General features: G+C 69.4%; 16 protein-coding genes and 1 tRNA gene. 8 read left to right on the plus strand and 9 right to left on the minus strand.

Annotated features, from left to right (window positions below; genetic code table 11):
• Positions 1–19: 19 nt before the first annotated feature.
• The 3 genes from TTH_RS00795 to TTH_RS00805 form a co-directional block, all read right to left on the minus strand.
• A complete protein-coding gene (locus tag TTH_RS00795) occupies positions 20–529 on the minus strand; it encodes a ubiquitin-like small modifier protein 1 (protein WP_011227738.1) in 510 nt (169 codons plus the stop codon).
• A gap of 57 nt (positions 530–586) precedes the next feature.
• The gene (locus TTH_RS00800) at positions 587–2,413 is read right to left on the minus strand and encodes an aldehyde ferredoxin oxidoreductase family protein (protein WP_011227739.1); all 1,827 of its coding nucleotides are present in this window, start codon (positions 2,411–2,413) and stop codon (positions 587–589) included.
• Positions 2,414–2,537: 124 nt separating this feature from the next.
• Entirely contained in the window at positions 2,538–3,497 is a 960-nt protein-coding gene (locus TTH_RS00805) for a quinone oxidoreductase family protein (RefSeq protein ID WP_011227740.1), read from the minus strand.
• 87 nt (positions 3,498–3,584) lie between these two features.
• On the opposite strand from TTH_RS00805, the gene TTH_RS00810 reads away from it, so the two are divergent.
• The 3 genes from TTH_RS00810 to TTH_RS00820 are packed head-to-tail and all read left to right on the plus strand — an operon-like array spanning position 3,585 to position 4,821.
• Positions 3,585–4,001, plus strand: a complete 417-nt coding sequence (locus tag TTH_RS00810) for a hypothetical protein (RefSeq protein WP_224065219.1) — start codon at positions 3,585–3,587, stop codon at positions 3,999–4,001.
• The gene (locus TTH_RS00815) at positions 3,998–4,549 is read left to right on the plus strand and encodes a hypothetical protein (RefSeq protein WP_011227742.1); all 552 of its coding nucleotides are present in this window, start codon (positions 3,998–4,000) and stop codon (positions 4,547–4,549) included. The genes TTH_RS00810 and TTH_RS00815 overlap by 4 nt, the downstream gene beginning before the upstream one ends.
• On the plus strand, positions 4,525–4,821 hold the full coding sequence (locus TTH_RS00820; RefSeq protein WP_011174185.1) for a winged helix-turn-helix domain-containing protein: 297 nt from the start codon (positions 4,525–4,527) through the stop codon (positions 4,819–4,821). The genes TTH_RS00815 and TTH_RS00820 overlap by 25 nt, the downstream gene beginning before the upstream one ends.
• Positions 4,822–4,896: 75 nt before the next feature.
• On the opposite strand, the gene TTH_RS00825 is transcribed toward TTH_RS00820, so the two are convergent.
• On the minus strand, positions 4,897–5,946 hold the full coding sequence (locus TTH_RS00825; protein WP_011227743.1) for an NADH:flavin oxidoreductase/NADH oxidase: 1,050 nt from the start codon (positions 5,944–5,946) through the stop codon (positions 4,897–4,899).
• Between the two features lie 30 nt (positions 5,947–5,976).
• On the opposite strand from TTH_RS00825, the gene TTH_RS00830 reads away from it, so the two are divergent.
• From TTH_RS00830 to TTH_RS00840, 3 genes are all read left to right on the plus strand, one after another.
• Positions 5,977–8,961, plus strand: a complete 2,985-nt coding sequence (locus TTH_RS00830) for a glucodextranase DOMON-like domain-containing protein (RefSeq protein WP_011227744.1) — start codon at positions 5,977–5,979, stop codon at positions 8,959–8,961.
• A gap of 18 nt (positions 8,962–8,979) precedes the next feature.
• Complete coding sequence (locus tag TTH_RS00835; RefSeq protein ID WP_011227745.1) at positions 8,980–9,633, plus strand: hypothetical protein; 654 nt, start codon at positions 8,980–8,982, stop codon at positions 9,631–9,633.
• Positions 9,634–9,724: 91 nt separating this feature from the next.
• Positions 9,725–10,426, plus strand: a complete 702-nt coding sequence (locus TTH_RS00840) for a Clp1/GlmU family protein (protein WP_011227746.1) — start codon at positions 9,725–9,727, stop codon at positions 10,424–10,426.
• Here TTH_RS00840 and leuS read toward each other — a convergent pair.
• The gene (gene leuS / locus TTH_RS00845; RefSeq protein ID WP_011227747.1) at positions 10,404–13,040 is read right to left on the minus strand and encodes a leucine--tRNA ligase; all 2,637 of its coding nucleotides are present in this window, start codon (positions 13,038–13,040) and stop codon (positions 10,404–10,406) included. The genes TTH_RS00840 and leuS overlap by 23 nt on opposite strands.
• 171 nt (positions 13,041–13,211) lie before the next feature.
• Positions 13,212–14,822 (minus strand): 30S ribosomal protein S1, encoded by a 1,611-nt coding sequence (locus tag TTH_RS00850; RefSeq protein WP_011227748.1) that lies wholly within the window; start codon positions 14,820–14,822, stop codon positions 13,212–13,214.
• A 221-nt stretch (positions 14,823–15,043) separates the two neighbouring features.
• Here TTH_RS00850 and TTH_RS00855 point away from each other — a divergent pair.
• Both TTH_RS00855 and tsaE read left to right on the plus strand, forming a co-directional pair.
• Positions 15,044–15,130: transfer RNA gene (locus TTH_RS00855), tRNA-Leu, on the plus strand.
• A 31-nt stretch (positions 15,131–15,161) separates the two neighbouring features.
• Positions 15,162–15,599, plus strand: a complete 438-nt coding sequence (gene tsaE / locus TTH_RS00860) for a tRNA (adenosine(37)-N6)-threonylcarbamoyltransferase complex ATPase subunit type 1 TsaE (protein WP_164926021.1) — start codon at positions 15,162–15,164, stop codon at positions 15,597–15,599.
• Here the strand turns inward: tsaE and TTH_RS00865 are convergent.
• From TTH_RS00865 to TTH_RS00875, 3 genes are read right to left on the minus strand one after another with little or no spacing between them, the layout of a single operon-like run.
• Complete coding sequence (locus TTH_RS00865; RefSeq protein ID WP_011227750.1) at positions 15,561–16,046, minus strand: TlpA disulfide reductase family protein; 486 nt, start codon at positions 16,044–16,046, stop codon at positions 15,561–15,563. The two genes, tsaE and TTH_RS00865, sit on opposite strands and share 39 nt — an antisense overlap.
• A gap of 43 nt (positions 16,047–16,089) precedes the next feature.
• A complete protein-coding gene (locus TTH_RS00870) occupies positions 16,090–16,572 on the minus strand; it encodes a metal-binding protein (protein ID WP_011227751.1) in 483 nt (160 codons plus the stop codon).
• Between the two features lie 7 nt (positions 16,573–16,579).
• Entirely contained in the window at positions 16,580–17,293 is a 714-nt protein-coding gene (locus TTH_RS00875; protein ID WP_008630854.1) for a cyanophycinase, read from the minus strand.
• Positions 17,294–17,341: the final 48 nt, after the last annotated feature.

Consider the following 17,341-nt stretch of genomic DNA (forward strand, 5'->3'; position numbering starts at 1 on the left):
ATCTTACAACACAAGCGCCCTACCCCCCGCCCCGGCTTGCGGCGAATGCGATGCGTTCAAACCACCGCTCAGCCTCTTCCCCTTCCACTTCCACCCGAAGCTGGGGGATGGAGAGGCTTCCCACCTTCAGGGGCTCCACCTCGCGAAAGCGCACCACCGCCCCGGGGAGGCGGTAGACCCCCTCCCCTTCCCTCGTCCCGCCCCACTCCTCCAGGTAGCGCTCAAGGAGCCAAGGGGGAAAGGCCCCGAAGGTCCGTTCAAACCCGCCCCCCGCCACCGGGGGGAAGAGGTCCAGGGTGGCCCCGGGGGAGAGGGGGGTGGAGAGGCCCTGGAGGTAGCGCACGTCCCGGCCCTCGAGGAAGACGGAGACCCGCTCGGCCAGGCCCTCCCCCTCAAAGAGCTCCTCCTTCAGGGCGGGGTAGGCCCGGACCAGGTTTTCCAGGACCTCGCCCACGGTGGCCCCAGGAAGCTCCAGCTGGCTTTTCCCCGTGAGGTCCCGGAAGGTGGCGTAAAGGTTGACCTTGGGCATACCCCCTGAGTCTAAGGGAAAGCCCCGGCCCAAAGGCCGGGGCCACCCCGGGGAGGGCTAGTCGTCCGCCGCCTGGGAGAGGATGCCGAGCTCCTGGAGCTTGGCCGGGGGAACCACGCCCCGCTCCCAGCCCCGCTCCCGGTAGTACTCCTCCAGCATCCGGTCCAGCTCGGTGACCTGGCCCTTGGAGCCCGCGCAGTCGGAGGGCTCCTTGAGGAAGCGCTCGGGCAGGTAGTCCGAGCCCTCGCCCCAGCCCGCCAGGTTGTTGTAGTAGCGCTCCAGGTTGTAGATGCGCTCCCCGATCCTCAGGATCTCCTCGGGGGTCACGGGGCGGCCCCAGTAGGCGGCGAGCTGCTTGGCGTACTCCTCGGGGCCCTCGGCGAACTGGCTGAACTTGCAAAGGTCCAGGGAGTCGGTGAAGGCGGAGAGGTCCTGGAAGAGCTTGGTGAGCTTGCCCTTCCCCTCCCAGGCCAGAGGGTCGGTCTTGTAGGGCACGCCCAGGATCTCCGAGGCCGGGGTGTAGGCCCGGAGGTGGCAGGCCCCCCGGTTGGAGGTGGCGTAGGCGATGCCCATGCCCTTGAGGCCCCGGGGGTCGTAGGCGGGGATGGACTGGCCCTTGACCTCCAGGGCGATCTCGGGGTGGCCGATGGCCTTGGCGAAGCGGGCCGGGCCTTCCGCGAGCATGTCCCCCACGCCCTTGCGGTAGGCGATGGCCTCGAGGACCCGGATCTCCCCCTCCTTGTCCCCGAAGCGGATCCCGTCCTCGCCCTGGTAGTAGCCCTTCTCCGTGGCCTCCATGAGGACGGCGATGGCGTTGCCCGCCTCAATGGTGTCCATGCCGTAGGCGTTGCAGAGGTAGATGGCGTAGCCCGTCCAGTCGGTGTCCGTGTGGCCCGAGTGGGCCCCCAGGGCCCAGGCGGACTCGTACTCGTAGGACTCAAAGCGGATGGTCTTGCCGTTGATGTGGACCTCCACCATCTTCTTGCAGGCCACGGGGCAGGCGTGGCAGGTGTTGTCCTTGATGAGGCGGTGCTCGCGGATGTACTCCCCGGAGATCTTCTCCGCCCCCTCAATGCAGGTGTGCTGGGCGTTAAAGGTGGGCAGGGCCCCCATGACGTTGGTGATGTTCATGAGGACGTTGGTGCCGTAGAGGGAAAGCCCGCCCTTCTTGGGGGCGGTGACGTTCTTGGGGTCGTTGATGGTGGCCGAGGCCAGCCGGTCCGCCTCCTTCCAGAGCTCGGGGTCCTTGGGCTGGGGCATCTTGTCGTGGGTGCCCACCACCACGATGGCCTTGAGCTTCTTGCTCCCCGCCACCGCCCCGGTGCCCCCACGGCCTGCGGCCCGCTCGTCGTTGTTGATCCAGTTGGCGAAGCGCACCAGGTTCTCCCCGGCAGGGCCGATGGCCATCACGTCGGCCTCCTCCCCGTGCCGCTCCCGGAGGATGCGGCAGGTCTCGTGGGTGGTCTTGCCCCAGAGGTCGGAGGCGTCGTGGATGGAGACCTCCCCGTCCTTCACCAGAAGGTAGACGGGTTTTTCCGAAGCCCCCTTGATGAGGAGGCCGTCAAACCCCGCCCACTTGAGCTTGGCCGCGGTCCAGCCCCCCATGTGGCTGTCCGTCACCGTGCCCGTGAGGGGGCTTTTGGTGACCACGGCGAGCCTTCCCGACATCTTGGCCCGGGTGCCGGAGAGGGGGCCGTTCATGATGCAGAGGAGGTTCTCCGGGCCCAGGGGGTCCACCTGGGGGCCGTTCTCAAACACGTACTTCACCCCGAGGCCCCGCCCCCCCACGTACATCTCCAGGTCCTTGGGGTCGGGGGCGAAGTACTCCACCTGGCCCGTGCTCAGGTCAATACGGGCAATCCTATGGGCATATCCGCCGAGCATCCTGCACCTCCCTATGCGGGCTTGGGGAAGACGGCGCACCGCGCAAGGCGTGGTCACATAAGCCCTTGGAACGGACCATAGTATACCACGCCGCTTCCGGAAAAGTGTGCCCGGTTACCCCGGCCTAGGGCAGGAGGAGGACCTTGCCCGTGGTCCTCCGGCCCTCGAGGGCCTCGTGGGCCTCCCGGGCGTTTTCCAGGGGGAACTCGGCCCCGATGCGCACCTTGAGCCACCCCTCCAGCACCCCCCGGAAGACCTCCCCCGCCCGAAAGAGGAGCTCCTTGCGGCTTGCCGTGTAGTGGTGGAGGGTGGGGCGGGTAAGGAAGAGGCTCCCCATGCGGTTCAGGATCTGCGGGTCCTGGGGCGGCACCGGCCCCGAGGACTGGCCGAAGAGGACGAGCATCCCCCGGGGCCTTAGGGCCGCAAGGCTACCCAGGAAGGTGTCCTTCCCCACCCCGTCGTAGACCACGTCCACCCCGCCCCCCGAGAGGGCCTTCACCGCCTCGGCGAAGCCCTCGTAGGGCAAGGCGTAGTCGGCCCCCGCCTGGAGGCAGAGCCCGCGCTTCTCCTCGGTGCTGGCCGTGGCGTAGACCGTGGCCCCAAGGCGCTTGGCCCACTGGATGAGGAGCTGCCCCACCCCCCCGGCTCCCGCGTGCACCAGGACCTGGTCCCCGGGGGCCACGGGGTAGGTGCTCTTGAGGAGGTAGTGGACCGTCATCCCCTGGAGGAGGGCCGCGGCGGCGAGCTTCGGGTCCAGCCCCTCGGGGACGGGGACGAGCCTCTCCGCCGGGACCACCAGGTACTCGGCGTAGGCCCCCTGCACGTTGGCGAAGGCCACCCGGTCCCCGGGCCTCACCCCCACCACGCCTTCCCCCACCTTCTCCACCACCCCGGCCCCCTCCTCCCCCAGGGTGAAGGGGGCGGGCACGGGGTAGAGGCCCTTCCGCTTGTAGGTGTCAATGAAGTTCACCCCGATGGCGAGAAGCCTCACCAGGACCTCCCCGGGCCCAGGCTCCGGGACAGGAAGCTCCTCGAGCCGCAAGACCTCCGGTCCGCCCACCTCGTGCACCCGTATGGCCCGCATGGGGAGAGTCTACCTTGCGGGCGGGCTCGAGGCCACCCCTTGACGCACCAATAACTTTGTACTACAAAGTTATTGGCGGAGGTGAACATGAACGCCAAGCGGATGTTGGTCTGGGTATGGCTCCTCCTCGCCCCGGCCCTAGGGGGCTCCCTGGGGTACGGCTTCCTGGGCTTCCAGGGGGCCTGGCAGGGGGGTGGGGGCGGCTTCGGGACCTTCCAGGGGGTGGCCCTGGGCGGGGAGTCCTGGGGCGGGCCGAGGGGGTACGGGGGGGTCTTCCTCGCGGGGGCCTGGCTTCCCGTGGGCCCCGGGGTCTTCCTCCTCCCCGCCCTGGGCCTGGGCGGAGAAAGCGGAGGCTTCCTCCTGGACCTCGGGGTGCGGGGCTTCTGGTTCTTCCGGGAGGAAGGGGGCTGGGCCTTTGGGGTGGGCGCCGGGTACGCCCTGCCCCTGGGGTCTTCCAGGGGCGGGTGGTACGTGCGCCTGGCCTTTGGGGGAGGTAGGCCGTGAAGCCGGAGGAAGCCAAGGCCCTGCTGGAGGCAGCCGAGCGGGCGGAAGAGGAGGCGCGGCTTAGGCTCGTCCTCCTCGGGGGGTGGTACCTCGTCCTCTGGGGAGGGCTTTGGGGAGTGGGAAACCTCCTCCTCGCCTGGTCCCCGGAAGCAGGGGAGAGGTTCTGGACCGTGGCGGGCCCCTTGGGGGCGGCCCTCTCCTTTTACCTGGGAGCGCGGCAGGGCGGCCGGGTGCAAAGCCTCATGGGGTTCCAGACCTTCGCCCTATGGGGGCTTCTCACCCTCTTCGCCCTTCTCCACTGGATCCCCCTCCTTCCCCCCTGGACCCTGGCGGGGGAGAGCTTTCTGGTGAGCCTGGTGGCCTTCGCCTACGCCTACATGGGGGTCCTTTGGCGCCTCCCGGGGATGGTCTGGGCGGGGCTCGGCCTCTTCGCCCTGGACCTCCTTCTCTTCCGCCTCTTCCCCGGCCTCTTCCACCTAGGCATGGCCGCCACGGGCCTTCTCGCCCTGGTCTACGGGGGGGTGTGCCTTTGGCGCTGGACCCGTTGATCCACCAGGAGACCCGCCTGCGCATCGTGGCCCTCCTTGCGGGCCTGGGGGAGGGGGCGAAGGCGGAGTTCACCTGGCTGAAGGAGGCGCTGGGGCTCACCGAGGGCAACCTCTCAAGCCACCTGCAGAAGCTAGAGGAGGCAGGGTACGTGCGGGTGGAGAAGGGCTTCCGGGGCAAAAGGCCCAAGACCTGGGTGGCCCTCACGCCGGAGGGCCGGGCGGCCTACGAGGCCTACCGGAAGGCCCTTCTGGACCTCCTCCAGGGGCGGTAGCGGGCCGGGCGCCCCCGCCAAGCGCGCTCAGCGTCCGCCCGCCACGTGGGAGCCCCGAAAGCCCCGGTGGGGTACTTAAAAGGCCCTCTGGTACTGCGGGGGCACGGGGGCCTCCGCCCCGAGGGCCTTGGCCGCCTTCAGGGGGAAGTAGGGGTCCCGGAGGAGGACCCGGCCCAGAAGCACCAGGTCGGCGCTTCCCGCCTGGAGGACGGTCTCCGCCTGCTCGGGGGTGGTGAGGAGGCCCACCGCCCCCGTCGGCATCCCCACCCGCTTGCGCACCGCGTCGGCGAAGGGGACCTGGAAGCCCGGGGCCACGGGGACCCTCACCCCCGGCACCACCCCGCCCGAGGAGAGGTCCAGGAGGTCCACCCCCAGGGCCTTGAGCCGTTCGGCGAAGGCCAGGGTGTCCTCGAGGCCCCACCCCCCTTCCGCCCAGTCCGTGGCCGAGACCCGCACGAAGAGGGGCAGCTCAGGGGGGATAGCCTCCCGCACCGCCCTCGCCACCTCCAGGGGGAAGCGCATGCGGTTCTCCCGGCTTCCCCCGTAGGCGTCCTCCCGCCGGTTGGCAAGGGGCGAGAGGAAGGAGGAGAGGAGGTAGCCGTGGGCCATGTGGAGCTCCACCACCAAAAACCCCGCCCTGAGGGCCCGCTTGGCCCCCTCCACGAAGGCCTCGAGGACCCGCGCCATCCCCGCCTCGTCCAGGGCCTCGGGGACGGGGTAGCCCTCGGCGAAGGGGATGGGGCTCGGCCCCACCACCTTCCAGCCCAAAGGCCTTCCCCCTTCCCAGGGCCTCGCCGTCCCCGCCTTGCGCCCGGCGTGGGCGAGCTGGATCCCCGGCACCGCCCCCGCCTCCCGGATGCGCCGGGCGAGCTCCCTAAGGCCCGGGAGGTGGTCCTCGGACCAGATCCCGAGGTCAAAGGGGCTGATCCTCCCTTCGGGGAGGACCGCCGTGGCCTCCACGATCACGAGCCCCACCCCGCCCAGGGCCCGGGTGGGGTAGTGGAGGAGGTGCCAGTCCGTGACCTCTCCCCCTTCCGTGGCCGAGTACTGGCACATGGGGGACATGGCCAGGCGATTCTTGAGCCGGAGGCCGCGAAGCTCCAGAGGGGTAAAGAGGAGTCCCATGGGACCATTATCCCCGGAGGTCCTTGTAGAATGAGGGCGTGGCTCTGGAAGCCTTTCCAAGAAGAACCCTATGGAGGTGATACCGTGAAGAAGCGCTTTTGGGCGGCGGTCTTCCTTCTGGCCACCGGCCTGGCCCAGCCCCTCAAGGTGGCCATCCTCTGGCACCAGCACCAGCCCCCTTACGAGAACCCCCTCACGGGCCAGTACGAGGGACCCTGGGTGCGCATGCACGGGGTGAACGGCTACCCCTGGATGGCCGAGGTCCTCCTGGAGTTCCCCGAGGTCAAGGTCAGCTTTGACTACACCTCCACCCTCCTCAAGCAGATCCAGGACTACCTCTCCGGCAAGGCCAAGGACGCCTACTGGCGGGTCTCGGAAAAGCCGGCGGGCGCCCTCACCCCGGAGGAGCGGGCCTTCGTGGTGGAGCGCTTCTTTGACATCAACCCCCGCTTCGTGGCGGAAAGCCCCCGCTACCAGGAGCTCCAGGCCAAAAGGAACCGCGGAGAGGCCTTCACCGACCAGGACCTCACCGACCTACGGGTCCTCTGGAACCTCCTCTGGATCAACCGGGACTACATCGCCAAGGACCCCCGCCTCAGGGCCCTCCGCGAGAAGGACCGAGGGTTTTCCCAAGAGGACCTGAACTACGTCCTGAAGAAGCACCTGGAGCTCATGGCCACCATCCTGCCCCTGCACCGAACGCTTTGGGAGCGGGGCCAGATTGACCTCCTCACCACCCCCTACTACCACCCCATCCTCCCCATCCTCCTGGACAAGGAGGCCATCCGCGAGTCCAACCCCACCCTGGCCCTCCCCAAGGAGCCCATCGCCTGGCCGGAGGACGCCCGCTGGCAGGTGCGCTCCGGGAAGGCCTACTTCCGGGAGCTCTTCGGGAGGGAACCCTTAGGCATGTGGCCCCCCGAAGGGGCCGTGAGCCAGAAGGCGGCCGAGCTCTACGCCGAGGAGGGCATCGGCTTCCTGGTGACGGACGAGGCCGTCCTCGGCAAAAGCGGCCTCCCCGTGAACCCCCTCACCCTCACCCGGCCCTACCACGTGGAGAAAGACGGCAAGCGCCTGGTCCTCTTCTTCCGGCACCGGGACCTCTCGGACCGGATCGGCTTCCGCTACAGCGGGATGCCCGCCGAGGAGGCGGTGGAGGACTTCATCGCGAGCCTCCTGGAGATCCGCCGCCAGGTGATCCGGGAAAACCCCGAGGCCGTCCTTACCATCGCCTTGGACGGGGAGAACGCCTGGGAGCACTATCCCGAAAACGGCAATACCTTCCGCCGCCTGCTTTACAAGCGCCTTTCCGAGGAACAGGCCAAGGGCACGCTGAAGACGGTGCGCTTCTCCGAGGTGCTGGACCTTCCCTCGGTGGCCCTACCGCGCCTCGGCACCGGGGGGTGGACTGGGGACTTCGCCATGTGGGCCGGGGAGCCGGAGGAAAACGAGGCCTGGGACCGTCTAAGCCGGGCCCGGCAGGCGGTGGTGGCCTACCGGGAAGCGGGCGGGGACCCAAAGGTGGCGGAGCGGGCCATGGGCCTCATCTACGCCGCCCAGGCCTCGGACTGGTTCTGGTGGTACGGCCAGGACACGGGCTTCCCCAACAACCCGCCCTTTGACGAGGGCTTCCGCGCCCTCCTCCGGGCGGTCTACGAGGCCCTGGGGAGGAAGCCCCCCGAGGAGCTCTTCATCGCCGTGCGGCCCCCCGCAGCCCCCCAGGGCACCCCGGGCCGGATAAGGCCCCGGCTGGACGGCCGGGTGGACCCCCCGGAGGAGTGGAAGGGCGCCGCCTACCTGCCCGACCTCGAGGGCACCGCCATGCAGACCCAGGACGACCTCCTCCGGGGGGTTTACCTGGGCTTTGACGAGCAGAACGTCTACCTGCGGGTGGACCTAAGGGAAGGGATGAGGGCCACGGACCTCCTGGGCCGGGGCTTCCGCCTCCACGTCTACGCCACCACGCCCGGGGAGGAGGGCGGGGCGGCCTTCCCGGAGGGCAGCCGGGCCTCCCTCGGCTTCCCCCTGCAGCAGCGGATCACCCTGGACCTGGACCAGGTGCGGGACGGGGAGGGTGTGCCGGTGCGCTACGCCTACCGGGACGGGGCTTGGGTCCTGGCGACCTCCCCCGCCGACCTCCGGGGGCGGCGGGCCTACGTGGGCGAGGTGGTGGAGATGCGCCTCCCCCACACCACCCTGAGGGCGGAGCCGGGGGACACCCTGCGCCTCGCCGTGGTCCTGGAGCGGGAGGGACGGGTGGTGGACACGGCCCCCGACGCGCACCCCCTGGCCCTCTCCCTGCCCCAGCGCCTGGCCGGGAAAGAGGTCCTGGCCATCCCCGACCCCGAGGGGGACGAGCACGGCCCCGGAACCTACACCTACCCGAAGGACAACGCCTTCGCCCCCTTCCAGGGCCTCTTTGACCTCTTGGAGATGCGCATCCTGGACAGCGGGGCCACCTGGACCTTCGTCTTCTCCTTCAAGGAGATGACCAACCCCTGGGGGGCCCCGGCGGGCTTCAGCCACCAGCTCCTCAACGTCTACCTGGACTTCAAGGACGGGGGGCGCACCGACCCCTTCGCCAAGGGGGCCAAGGTGGCCTTTGACCCCGAGCACCCCTGGGACCTCTTCCTCAAGGCGGCGGGCTGGCCCCAGTATGGGCAGCGGGTGGGGTTTCCCGACGGCACGGACACCGCCGACGGGATCACGGTGGGGAGCAACCCGGCGGACAAGCAGGTGATCGTCCAGCTGGACAAGAAGCACTTCAACCCCGCCCCGGGGCAACGGGTCTGCTTCTACGTCCTCGTGGGCAGCCAGGACGGCTACGGCCCCGACCACTTCCGGCCCGTGGCCAAGGAGGCGGGGCCCTGGAACCTGGGCGGGGCGGAGAACGAGGACGCCCCCCTCGTGGTGGACTACCTCTGGCCGGAGGAGGGGGTGCAGGAGGCCATGCTCTCCCGGTACGGGGGCGGGAGGCACGCGGTGCTCAAGCCCTACTGCGTGGCCTGGCCTTAGACGGCGTAGACTGAGGCCATGGACCGGGACCTCGAGGCCGCCTTCCGACGGGTGGAGGAACTCCTCTTCGGGGGCCCCTCCCGCCCCGGCCTCACCCTCTACGACCTCCAGCGCCTGGTGGGCTACCCGGCCAAGGGAAAGGAGCCCTACGTCCACACCCTGCCCGCCCTTCCCGGGGTCCAGGCGGTGCGCCTCTACTACTACCCTGAGGACCCGGAGCTGGAGCTCATCGTGGAGATCGTGGACCGGGAGGGGAAGCAACACCTCCGCCACTTCCGCTGGAACGGGGTCACCTGGGAGACCCCCAAGGGGAAGAAGGGGGAGCTCAAGGCCACGGCGGTTCCTCAAGGCCCCTTGAAGGTCGGGGAGGACTACTTCCTCGGCTTCGCCCCCGAGGAGGCCGTGGCCCTGGAGGCGGCCCTAAGGCGGGGGGAGGCCCCGGGGCTCAAGTACCTCCTCTGCCCCAGGTGCCGCACCCGGATCTTTTACGCCTACGCCGCAAACCCCCAGGGGCTCGCCTGCCCCACCTGCGGCAACCCCACCCTCCTCTTCAAGACCCTCGCCGGGGAGGAGCGGAAGGACCCCCTCGAGGCCCTGGCGGAGGAGCAGAGGCGGCTCAGGCTCGCTCTGGAGGAGCTTCTGGCCTACCTCAAGCGCAAGCTGGGTCCCTGAGGCCACCCCATGGCGGCCCGGGGGCCCCGGCGAGACGTTTTTTGAGGAAGCTTCTTTAGGCCAGTCGGGCGAAGGGCACAGAAGGGTCAAGATGCTCCTCTTCCTGGGCCCCACGGACGCGGGAAAGACCACCCTGGCCCGGAGGCTCCTCCAGAAGGCGGGCGAGGCCTTCCTCCTGGACCTGGACCCGGGGCAGGGGGCCCTTCCCGGGACCTTCTCCCTCTTCCTCCATCGGGAGGGGCGCCTCCTCCTCGTGCGCCGGACCCTTTTGGGCACCCTCTCCCCGGCGGGGGCGGAGGCGAAGGCCCTGGTGGCCGCCCTGCGCCTGGCCCGCCTCATCCCCCCAGGAAGCCCCGCGGTGGGGGACACGGACGGGCTTTTGGACCCGGAGTACCGCCTCCTCCAGGTGGAGGCCCTAAGCCCCGCCGAGGTGGTGGTCCTGGGCGCGGAGGGCCTCTATAGGGCCCTCGCCTGGCGGAAGGACCTCCGGGTGCGCCTCCTTCCTCCCCTCCCCGAGGCCCGGAGGAAGACCCCGGCGGAGAGGCGGAAAAACCGGCAGGAAAGGCTCCTCGCCCACTTTCAGGAAGCGGGGCCGAGGCTTGCCCCCCTCGAGGGCCCGCCCCTCTGGAACCGGCTCTACGGCCTCCTGGACCCCGAGGGGTTCTTCCTGGGCTACGGGAGGCTCCTCGCCTTCGGGGGCGGGGAGGGGCTCTTCCTCACCCCGGCCAAGGGGGAGGTGGCCAAGGCCCTCCCCACCCGCCTCGCCCTTCCTACCCCCGCACTACCAGGTTGAGGATCTTCCCCGGGACGTAGATCTCCTTCACCACCTCCTTGCCCTCGAGGTGGGCCCTTACGTTTCGCACCTTAAGGGCCTCGGCCCGCGCCACCTCCAGGGGGGCGTCCTTGGGGATGTGGATCGTCCCCCGCACCCGCCCGTTCACCTGGACGGCCACCTCCACCACGTCCTTCTCCAGGGCCTTCTCGTCCAGCTCGGGCCAGCCCGCCTCAAAGAGGCTATCGGGCCAGAACCAGTGCCAAAGCTCCTCGGCGAGGTGGGGGGCGAAGGGGAAGAGCATCTGCAGGTAGTAGCGAATGGCGGTGCGGTAGACCGGGGTGACGGGGCGGTCCTTGCGGTACTCGTAGAGGGCGTTCAGGAACTCCATGAGGGCGGCGATGGCGGTGTTGAAGCGGAGGGCCTCGAGGTCCTCCGTGACCTTCTTCAGGGTCTCGTGCAGCTTCCCGTAAAGCTCCCGGTCCTTCCCCTCTAAAGCCTCGGCCTGGAAGACCCCGCTCGTCTCCAAAAGGGCCTCCCGGTCCTCGGCCACCCGCCGGTAGATGCGGTTCAGGAAGCGCCAGGCCCCCTGGACCCCCTCCTCGGTCCAGACCATCTCGTTCTCCGGGGGCGCGGCGAAGAGGATGGTGATGCGGGCGATGTCCGCCCCCTGCTCCTTCACGAAGGGCCCCACCATGACCCCGTTGCCCTTGGACTTGCTCATGACGGCGGGCTTCCAGAGGTGGAGGGTGCCGTCCTCGTGGGGGCGGAGCTCGGCCCCCATCTTCCTCACGTTCTCCAGGGAAAGCGCGCTTTCTGGGATCTCCAGCCGGATGCGGGTGGGCTCGGGGAGGCGCACCACGCTTCCTTCCACCTCCACGGGGCCAAAGTCCGTCCAGGCGAGGACCATGCCCTGGGTGAAGAGGCCCTGGAAGGGCTCCTCCACCTTCACCATCCCCAGGTCGTGGAGAAACTTGGTGAAGAAGCGGCTGTAGAGGAGGTGAAGCACCGCGTGCTCCACCCCGCCGATGTACTGGTCCACGGGCATCCAGGCGTTCGCCTTCTCGGGGTCAAAGGGGAGGCGGTCGTTGTGGGGGTCGGTGTAGCGCAGGTAGTACCAGCTGGAGTCAAAGAAGGTGTCCATGGTGTCCGTGTCCCGCTTGGCGGGGCCGCCGCACTTGGGGCAGGTGGTCTCGTAGAACTCGGGGTGGGCCTCCAGGGGGCTCTTCCCCTTGGGGCGGATGTCCTCCACGTCCTTGAGGTCGGGAAGGAGCACGGGAAGCTCCTCCTCGGGGACGGGGACCACCCCGCAGGCCTCGCAGTGGACCATGGGGATGGGGGTCCCCCAGTAGCGCTGGCGGCTTATGAGCCAGTCCCGGAGGCGGTAGGTGACCCGGCCCTTGCCCAGGCCCTTCTCCTCCAGCCAGGCGATGACCTTCCGCTTCCCCTCCTCGCTTTCCGTCCCGTCAAAGGGCCCGGAGTTCACCATGATCCCGGGCTCCTCGTAGGCCCTTTCCAGGGGCTCGGGGAGGGGCTCGCCGGGCCGCTCAATCACCTTCTTGATGGGAAGGCCGAACTTCCTGGCGAACTCGTAGTCCCTCTGGTCGTGGGCAGGGACGGCCATGATGGCCCCGGTGCCGTAGCCAAAGAGCACGTAGTCCGCGGTCCAGATGGGGATCCTCTCCCCCGTGGCGGGGTTTAGGGCGTAGGCCCCCAGGAAGACCCCGGTCTTCTCCCTGCCTTCCGCCTGGCGCTCAATCTCCGTCTTGCGCTTGGCGGCCTCCACGTAGGCCAGGACCTCCTCCCGCTTCTCCGGGGCGGCGAGCTCCAGGGTCAAGGGGTGCTCCGGGGCGAGCACGAGGAAGGTGGCTCCGAAGAGGGTGTCGGGGCGGGTGGTGAAGACGGGGATCCTCACCTCCTTCCCCTCCACGGGGAAGAGGATCTCCGCCCCCTCGGAGCGGCCGATCCAGGCCCTTTGCATGGCCTTGACCTTCTCGGGCCAGTTGAGGCCCTCGAGGTCCTTAAGAAGCCTCTCGGCGTAGGCGGTGATGCGCAGGTACCACTGCTCCAGCTCCCGCTTCTCCACGGGGGTGTCCTCGTGCCGCCAGCACCGCCCCTCCACCACCTGCTCGTTGGCGAGGACCGTCTGGCACTTGGGGCACCAGTTGACGAGGCCCTTCGCCCGGTAGGCCAGGCCCTTTTCCCACATCTTGAGGAAGATCCACTGGTTCCAGCGGTAGTACTCGGGCTCGCAGGTGGTGACCTCCCGGTCCCAGTCGTAAAGGATGCCCATGAGCCGGAGGCTCTCCTTGGCCTGGCGGATGTTCTCGTAGGTCCAGTCCTTGGGGTGGACGCCGAACTTCAGGGCGGCGTTCTCCGCCGGAAGGCCAAAAGCGTCCCAGCCCATGGGGTGGAGGACCTCGTAGCCCTGCATCCGGCGGAAGCGGGCCAGGACGTCCCCCATGGTGTAGTTCTTCAGGTGGCCCATGTGCAGGTCCCCCGAGGGGTAGGGGAACATGACGAGGACGTACTGCTTCCCCCGGCCCCCCGGGAGGTCCTTGGCCTTCATGAACCCCTTCTCCTCCCAGAAGCGCTGCCACTTGGCCTCAATGGCGTGCGGGTTGTACTTCTCCATGGCTCCTCCTCAAAAAAGCCCCTCCCTGGGAGGGAAGGGGCCGCAAAAACCCTTCCCCCCGCTAGGGACGTAGGGACGCGCGCACGCCCCCATGATACGCCTTTGCGCCGGGGCGCTTCCAGACGAAGGCCCCGCGCCGGACCTTTCCGGCGCGGGGCCTGGGAAAGGGCCTCAGCCCCGGCTCTTCTCCTCGGCCTCCTCCTCGAGGCCCAGGCTCGCCAAGAGGTCGCCGTAGAGGTCGCCGAGCTTCACCGTGGCCGTGGTGGTGGGCACGCTGGAGGCGTCGTAGAGGTTGTACTCCGCCACGGCGCCGTACTCGTACTCCCTCCGGTCCTCCCGGCGGGGCGCCCCCTTGCGGCGGGCGCGCTCCTTGCCCGAGCGGGCGCGGCGGGGCCGCTCCTCCTCCTGGGGCAGGGGGGGCGGAAGGAGGCGCTTGCGGGAGAGGGAGACCCGCTGCTCCACCGGGTCAATGTTGAGGACCACGACCTCCATCTCGTCCCCCTTCTTGAAGAGGGCGGCCGGGTTCTCCACCCGCTTGTGGTCCAGCTCGGAGACGTGGACGAGCCCCTCAATGCCGGGCTCAATCTCCACGAAGACCCCGAAGTCCGTGACCCCGGTGACCTTGCCCTTCAGCACGGTGCCGGGCGGGTACTTCTCCGTGAGCTGCTGCCAGGGGTCGGGCTGGGTCTGCTTGAGGCCAAGGGAGAGGCGGCGCTCCTCGGGGTCCAGGCGCAGGACCACGGCCTCCACCTCGTCCCCCTCCTTCACCACCTCGGAGGGGTGCTTGGGCCGCTTGGTCCAGGAGAGCTCGGAGATGTGGATCAGGCCCTCGAGGCCCGGCTCCACCTCCACGAAGGCCCCGAACTGGGTGAGGCCCACCACCTTGCCCCGGACCCGGGTGCCCACGGGGTACTTCTCCGCCACCGTGGTCCAGGGGTCGGGGATGAGGGCCTTGATGGAGAGGTTAACCCGCTCTTTCTCGGGGTCCACGGAGAGGACCTGGGCCTTCACCTTCTGGCCCTTCTGGATCACCTCGCGGGGGTGGTTGAACCGCCCCCAGGTGATCTCGGAGCGGTGGACCAAGCCGTCCACGGGGCCCAGGTTGACGAAGACCCCGAAGTCGGTCACCTCCACCACGGTGCCCTCCACCACCTGGCCGGGCTCGAGGCTCTTGAGGAAGGCCTCCCGGGCCTTCTTCTGCTCCTCCTCAAGCACCGCCCGGCGGGAGAGGATGACCCGGCCCTTACGGCGGTGGAACTCAATGATCTTGGCCAGGACCTGCTGGCCCACGAACTCGTCCAGGTTCGGGACGCGCCTTAGGTCCAGCTGGGAGGCGGGCATGAAGCCCTGGACACCGTCCAGCTCGGCGACCACGCCCCCCTTCACCCGCTCCTTGATGGTCACGGTGACGGGCTCGCCCTTCTCGTAAAGCTCCTGGATCCGGTCCCACTTCTCCTGGGCCTCGATCTTCTTCCGGGAGAGCAGGATCTGGCCCGTCTCGGGGTCCACCCGGAGCACCTGGACCTTCACCTCGTCCCCAGGGCTCAGAAGGTTCCTGAGTTCCTCCTCGGAAAGGGGCTTGGTGGTGAGCTGGTTGAAGGGGATGATGCCCTCGGTCTTGGCGCCGATGTCCACCGCCACGCCTTCCGAGCCCACCAGAACCACCTTGCCCGTCAGGATCTGCCCGGGGCGCACGCGCTTCTCCAGCCGGGCCTCCGTCTCCTGAAGGGCCGCTTCCATGCTGAAGGTCTGTTCCGGGGTCTGGGTCGCCTTGTCTTCCATGCCGCCTCTATCCTCCTCTAGCCTTCTGCCACACGAAAAGGAGGGGGAGAGCCACTACTCCCCGCTCTCGTGTGCACAAGCCCCGAAGGGCATACTCCCCCTTTATACCACCCCTCCTCCCGTTTGCCAAGACCTCGCCCCAGGCCTGGGCCCTATCCGCCCTCGCGCTTGACAAGCCCGCGCCTTTTGCTAAACTGGTGCTTGCGCTGAGGCGCGCCCACGCCGGGGTGGTGGAACTGGTAGACACGCCATCTTGAGGGGGTGGTGCCCGCAAGGGCGTGCGGGTTCAAGTCCCGCCCCCGGCACCAAACCGAGGCCCGAAAGGGCCTTGTTTCGCTTATGCGGCTCCTTCTTTCGCGCAGGCTTTCGTGCCTCGAGGACACCCAGGCCCTGGCGGAGGAGGTCCTAGGCCTCCTCCCCCGGGGCGCCCTTGTGGCCCTCGAGGGCCCCTTGGGCGCGGGCAAGACCACCTTCGTGGGCTTCCTCGCCCGGGCCCTGGGCTTCCCCGGCCGGGTCACGAGCCCCACCTACACCCTCATCCACACCTACCCCACCCCCGAGGGGCCCGTGGTCCACGCCGACCTCTACCGCCTGAAGGACCCCTCCCTCCTCCTCGGCCAGCTGGAGGCCGCCCTGGAGGGGGCACGGCTCGGCCTGGTGGAGTGGGGGGAGCCCCACCTCCTCGGGGCGAGCCACCTCCTTAGGCTTTCGCCGGAAGGGGAGGCCCGCCGGGCCGAGCTATGGGAGGTCGGCCCCGGCGAGGAGAAGGGCGTCTAGCAAGGCCTCCCGGCCCGCCCGCCCGGCGAAGAGGGCCACCACCTTCCCCTCCCGGTCCACCACGAAGGTCCAGGGCTGGCCCAGGACCTTGAACCGGGCCGCCACCTCGTGGGGCCGGTCCCGGTCCGAGGCCAGGAGGGGGATGAAGCGGGGGTAGGTCTTCATGTACTCCAGAACCACCTCCCTGGTGTCCCGGGGCTCCCGGCTGATGACGTAAAAGGGGACCCCCGTCTCCTCCGCCACCCGGTGGAGGCCCGGGAACTCCGCCTTGCACACCGTACACCAGCTGGCCCAAAAGACGATGACCGCAGGCTTGGACATCGTCGCCGGGGTCACGGGCTGGCCCTTGGGGTCCAGAAGGAGGAAGTCGAGGAGGGGCTCGCCCGGCTTCACCGCCAGGGCCAGGCTCAGCGCGCCCGCCACGAGAAGGGTCCAGAGTTTGGTCATGGCTTCAGTATGGCAGAAGAGGTTTTGCGGAAGGTGAGCGCCCTCACCGGGGACGGCGCAGGCGCTTCAGGCCGTGGTCGGGCCGGATCCCGTCCGCGAGGAGGTGGAGCCACTGGGAGGCGTAGTAGCCGAGCAGGCCGAAGCCCCACAGCTCCGGGGGAAGGTCCAGGGAGACCTGGAGGCCCAGAGTCCAGCGCAGGACCAGGAGGAGGAGCCCCACCCAAGCCCCCAGGTAGGCGAGCCGGGTGAGGGGCCCAAGCAGCCAGGTGTGGGAGAGGCCCCGGTGCCTAAAGAGCCAGCCGTATGGGCGCCAGAAGGCGGCAAAAATCCCCCAGCGGCGGCTCGCCCTCACCCCCCGCTCCGCCAGGTCCAGGTCGGGGGAGAGGAGGTAAGTGCCCGCCAGGTAGGCGAGGCCGAAGGCCCAGGCCCGGGGGTCCTCCGGAGAGCCCCCCGCCGCCAGGTGGGCCAGGGCCAACCCGCCCAGCGCCGCCAGGTTCAAGGCCTCGTGGGCGCGCCCCGAGGGCATGCCCCGATTATAGGCTAGGAAGGGGGAAGCGCTCGCCCGTGGAGAGGACGTCCACCCTCAGGCCGCGGACGCCCCGGCCCGTGTACTCGGCCCCGCCGGCGTCCACCAAGGTGACCCCGCCCGCCCACACCTCCCCGAGGCCCCGAAGGAGGCGGAGGGCGGTGTTTTCCAAAAGGCCGAGCCCCACGAGGTCGGGGTTGTCCGCCACCAGGCGGGAAAGGGCCAGAAACCGCCCCCGCTCCTCCACCCGGGGAAGGAGGGCGAGCCCCCTGAGGAGGGCGAGGCCGAACCCCGCCCGGACCTCGCCCTCCAAGGCGTAAAAGGCCGCCTCGCCCAGGAGGCCGGCGGCCTCCCCCACGGCCACCACCCCGCCCCCCTGGCGGTAAACCTCGGCGAGGGCCTGCAGGAGGAGGCTGTTGCGGATGAGGTCCAGGAACTCCGGCAGGCTCTCGGCGGCGAGGATCACCAGGGGGCTTTCCGCCACCCGCCGGGCCACCTCGGGGTCAAAGGCCTCCTCCCGGCGCCGGAGGTAGACCACCCGGCCCCGCCTGAGGCCCAGGTCGCGGTAGACGAGGCGCCAGGCCTCGGCCAGGTCCCGCAGGGCGTACGGGATAAGAAAAAGGGCCTCCCCGCGGGCCTCCTCAATAAGCCGGGCCTCCACCCGGTTGAGGGCGCCCCGCAAGGGGTCCGCGGTGAGCAAGGCGAAGTAGCCCTGACGCACGCTTTCACCTCCCCTGTACCTCCTAGGGTAGCGCACCCCTCATGAAAG

The organism is Thermus thermophilus HB8 (assembly GCF_000091545.1).
Lineage (GTDB): Bacteria > Deinococcota > Deinococci > Deinococcales > Thermaceae > Thermus > Thermus thermophilus.

What these genes read in the sequence shown, in the direction of transcription:
- TTH_RS00795 (WP_011227738.1), bottom strand. Translation starts at nt 529, where the DNA reads ATGCCCAAGGTCAACCTTTACGCCACCTTCCGGGACCTCACGGGGAAA.
- TTH_RS00800 (WP_011227739.1), bottom strand. Translation starts at nt 2,413, where the DNA reads ATGCTCGGCGGATATGCCCATAGGATTGCCCGTATTGACCTGAGCACG.
- TTH_RS00805 (WP_011227740.1), bottom strand. Translation starts at nt 3,497, where the DNA reads ATGCGGGCCATACGGGTGCACGAGGTGGGCGGACCGGAGGTCTTGCGG.
- TTH_RS00810 (WP_224065219.1), top strand. Translation starts at nt 3,585, where the DNA reads ATGAACGCCAAGCGGATGTTGGTCTGGGTATGGCTCCTCCTCGCCCCG.
- TTH_RS00825 (WP_011227743.1), bottom strand. Translation starts at nt 5,946, where the DNA reads ATGGGACTCCTCTTTACCCCTCTGGAGCTTCGCGGCCTCCGGCTCAAG.
- TTH_RS00830 (WP_011227744.1), top strand. Translation starts at nt 5,977, where the DNA reads ATGAGGGCGTGGCTCTGGAAGCCTTTCCAAGAAGAACCCTATGGAGGT.
- TTH_RS00835 (WP_011227745.1), top strand. Translation starts at nt 8,980, where the DNA reads ATGGACCGGGACCTCGAGGCCGCCTTCCGACGGGTGGAGGAACTCCTC.
- TTH_RS00840 (WP_011227746.1), top strand. Translation starts at nt 9,725, where the DNA reads ATGCTCCTCTTCCTGGGCCCCACGGACGCGGGAAAGACCACCCTGGCC.
- leuS (WP_011227747.1), bottom strand. Translation starts at nt 13,040, where the DNA reads ATGGAGAAGTACAACCCGCACGCCATTGAGGCCAAGTGGCAGCGCTTC.
- TTH_RS00850 (WP_011227748.1), bottom strand. Translation starts at nt 14,822, where the DNA reads ATGGAAGACAAGGCGACCCAGACCCCGGAACAGACCTTCAGCATGGAA.
- tsaE (WP_164926021.1), top strand. Translation starts at nt 15,162, where the DNA reads ATGCGGCTCCTTCTTTCGCGCAGGCTTTCGTGCCTCGAGGACACCCAG.
- TTH_RS00865 (WP_011227750.1), bottom strand. Translation starts at nt 16,046, where the DNA reads ATGACCAAACTCTGGACCCTTCTCGTGGCGGGCGCGCTGAGCCTGGCC.
- TTH_RS00870 (WP_011227751.1), bottom strand. Translation starts at nt 16,572, where the DNA reads ATGCCCTCGGGGCGCGCCCACGAGGCCTTGAACCTGGCGGCGCTGGGC.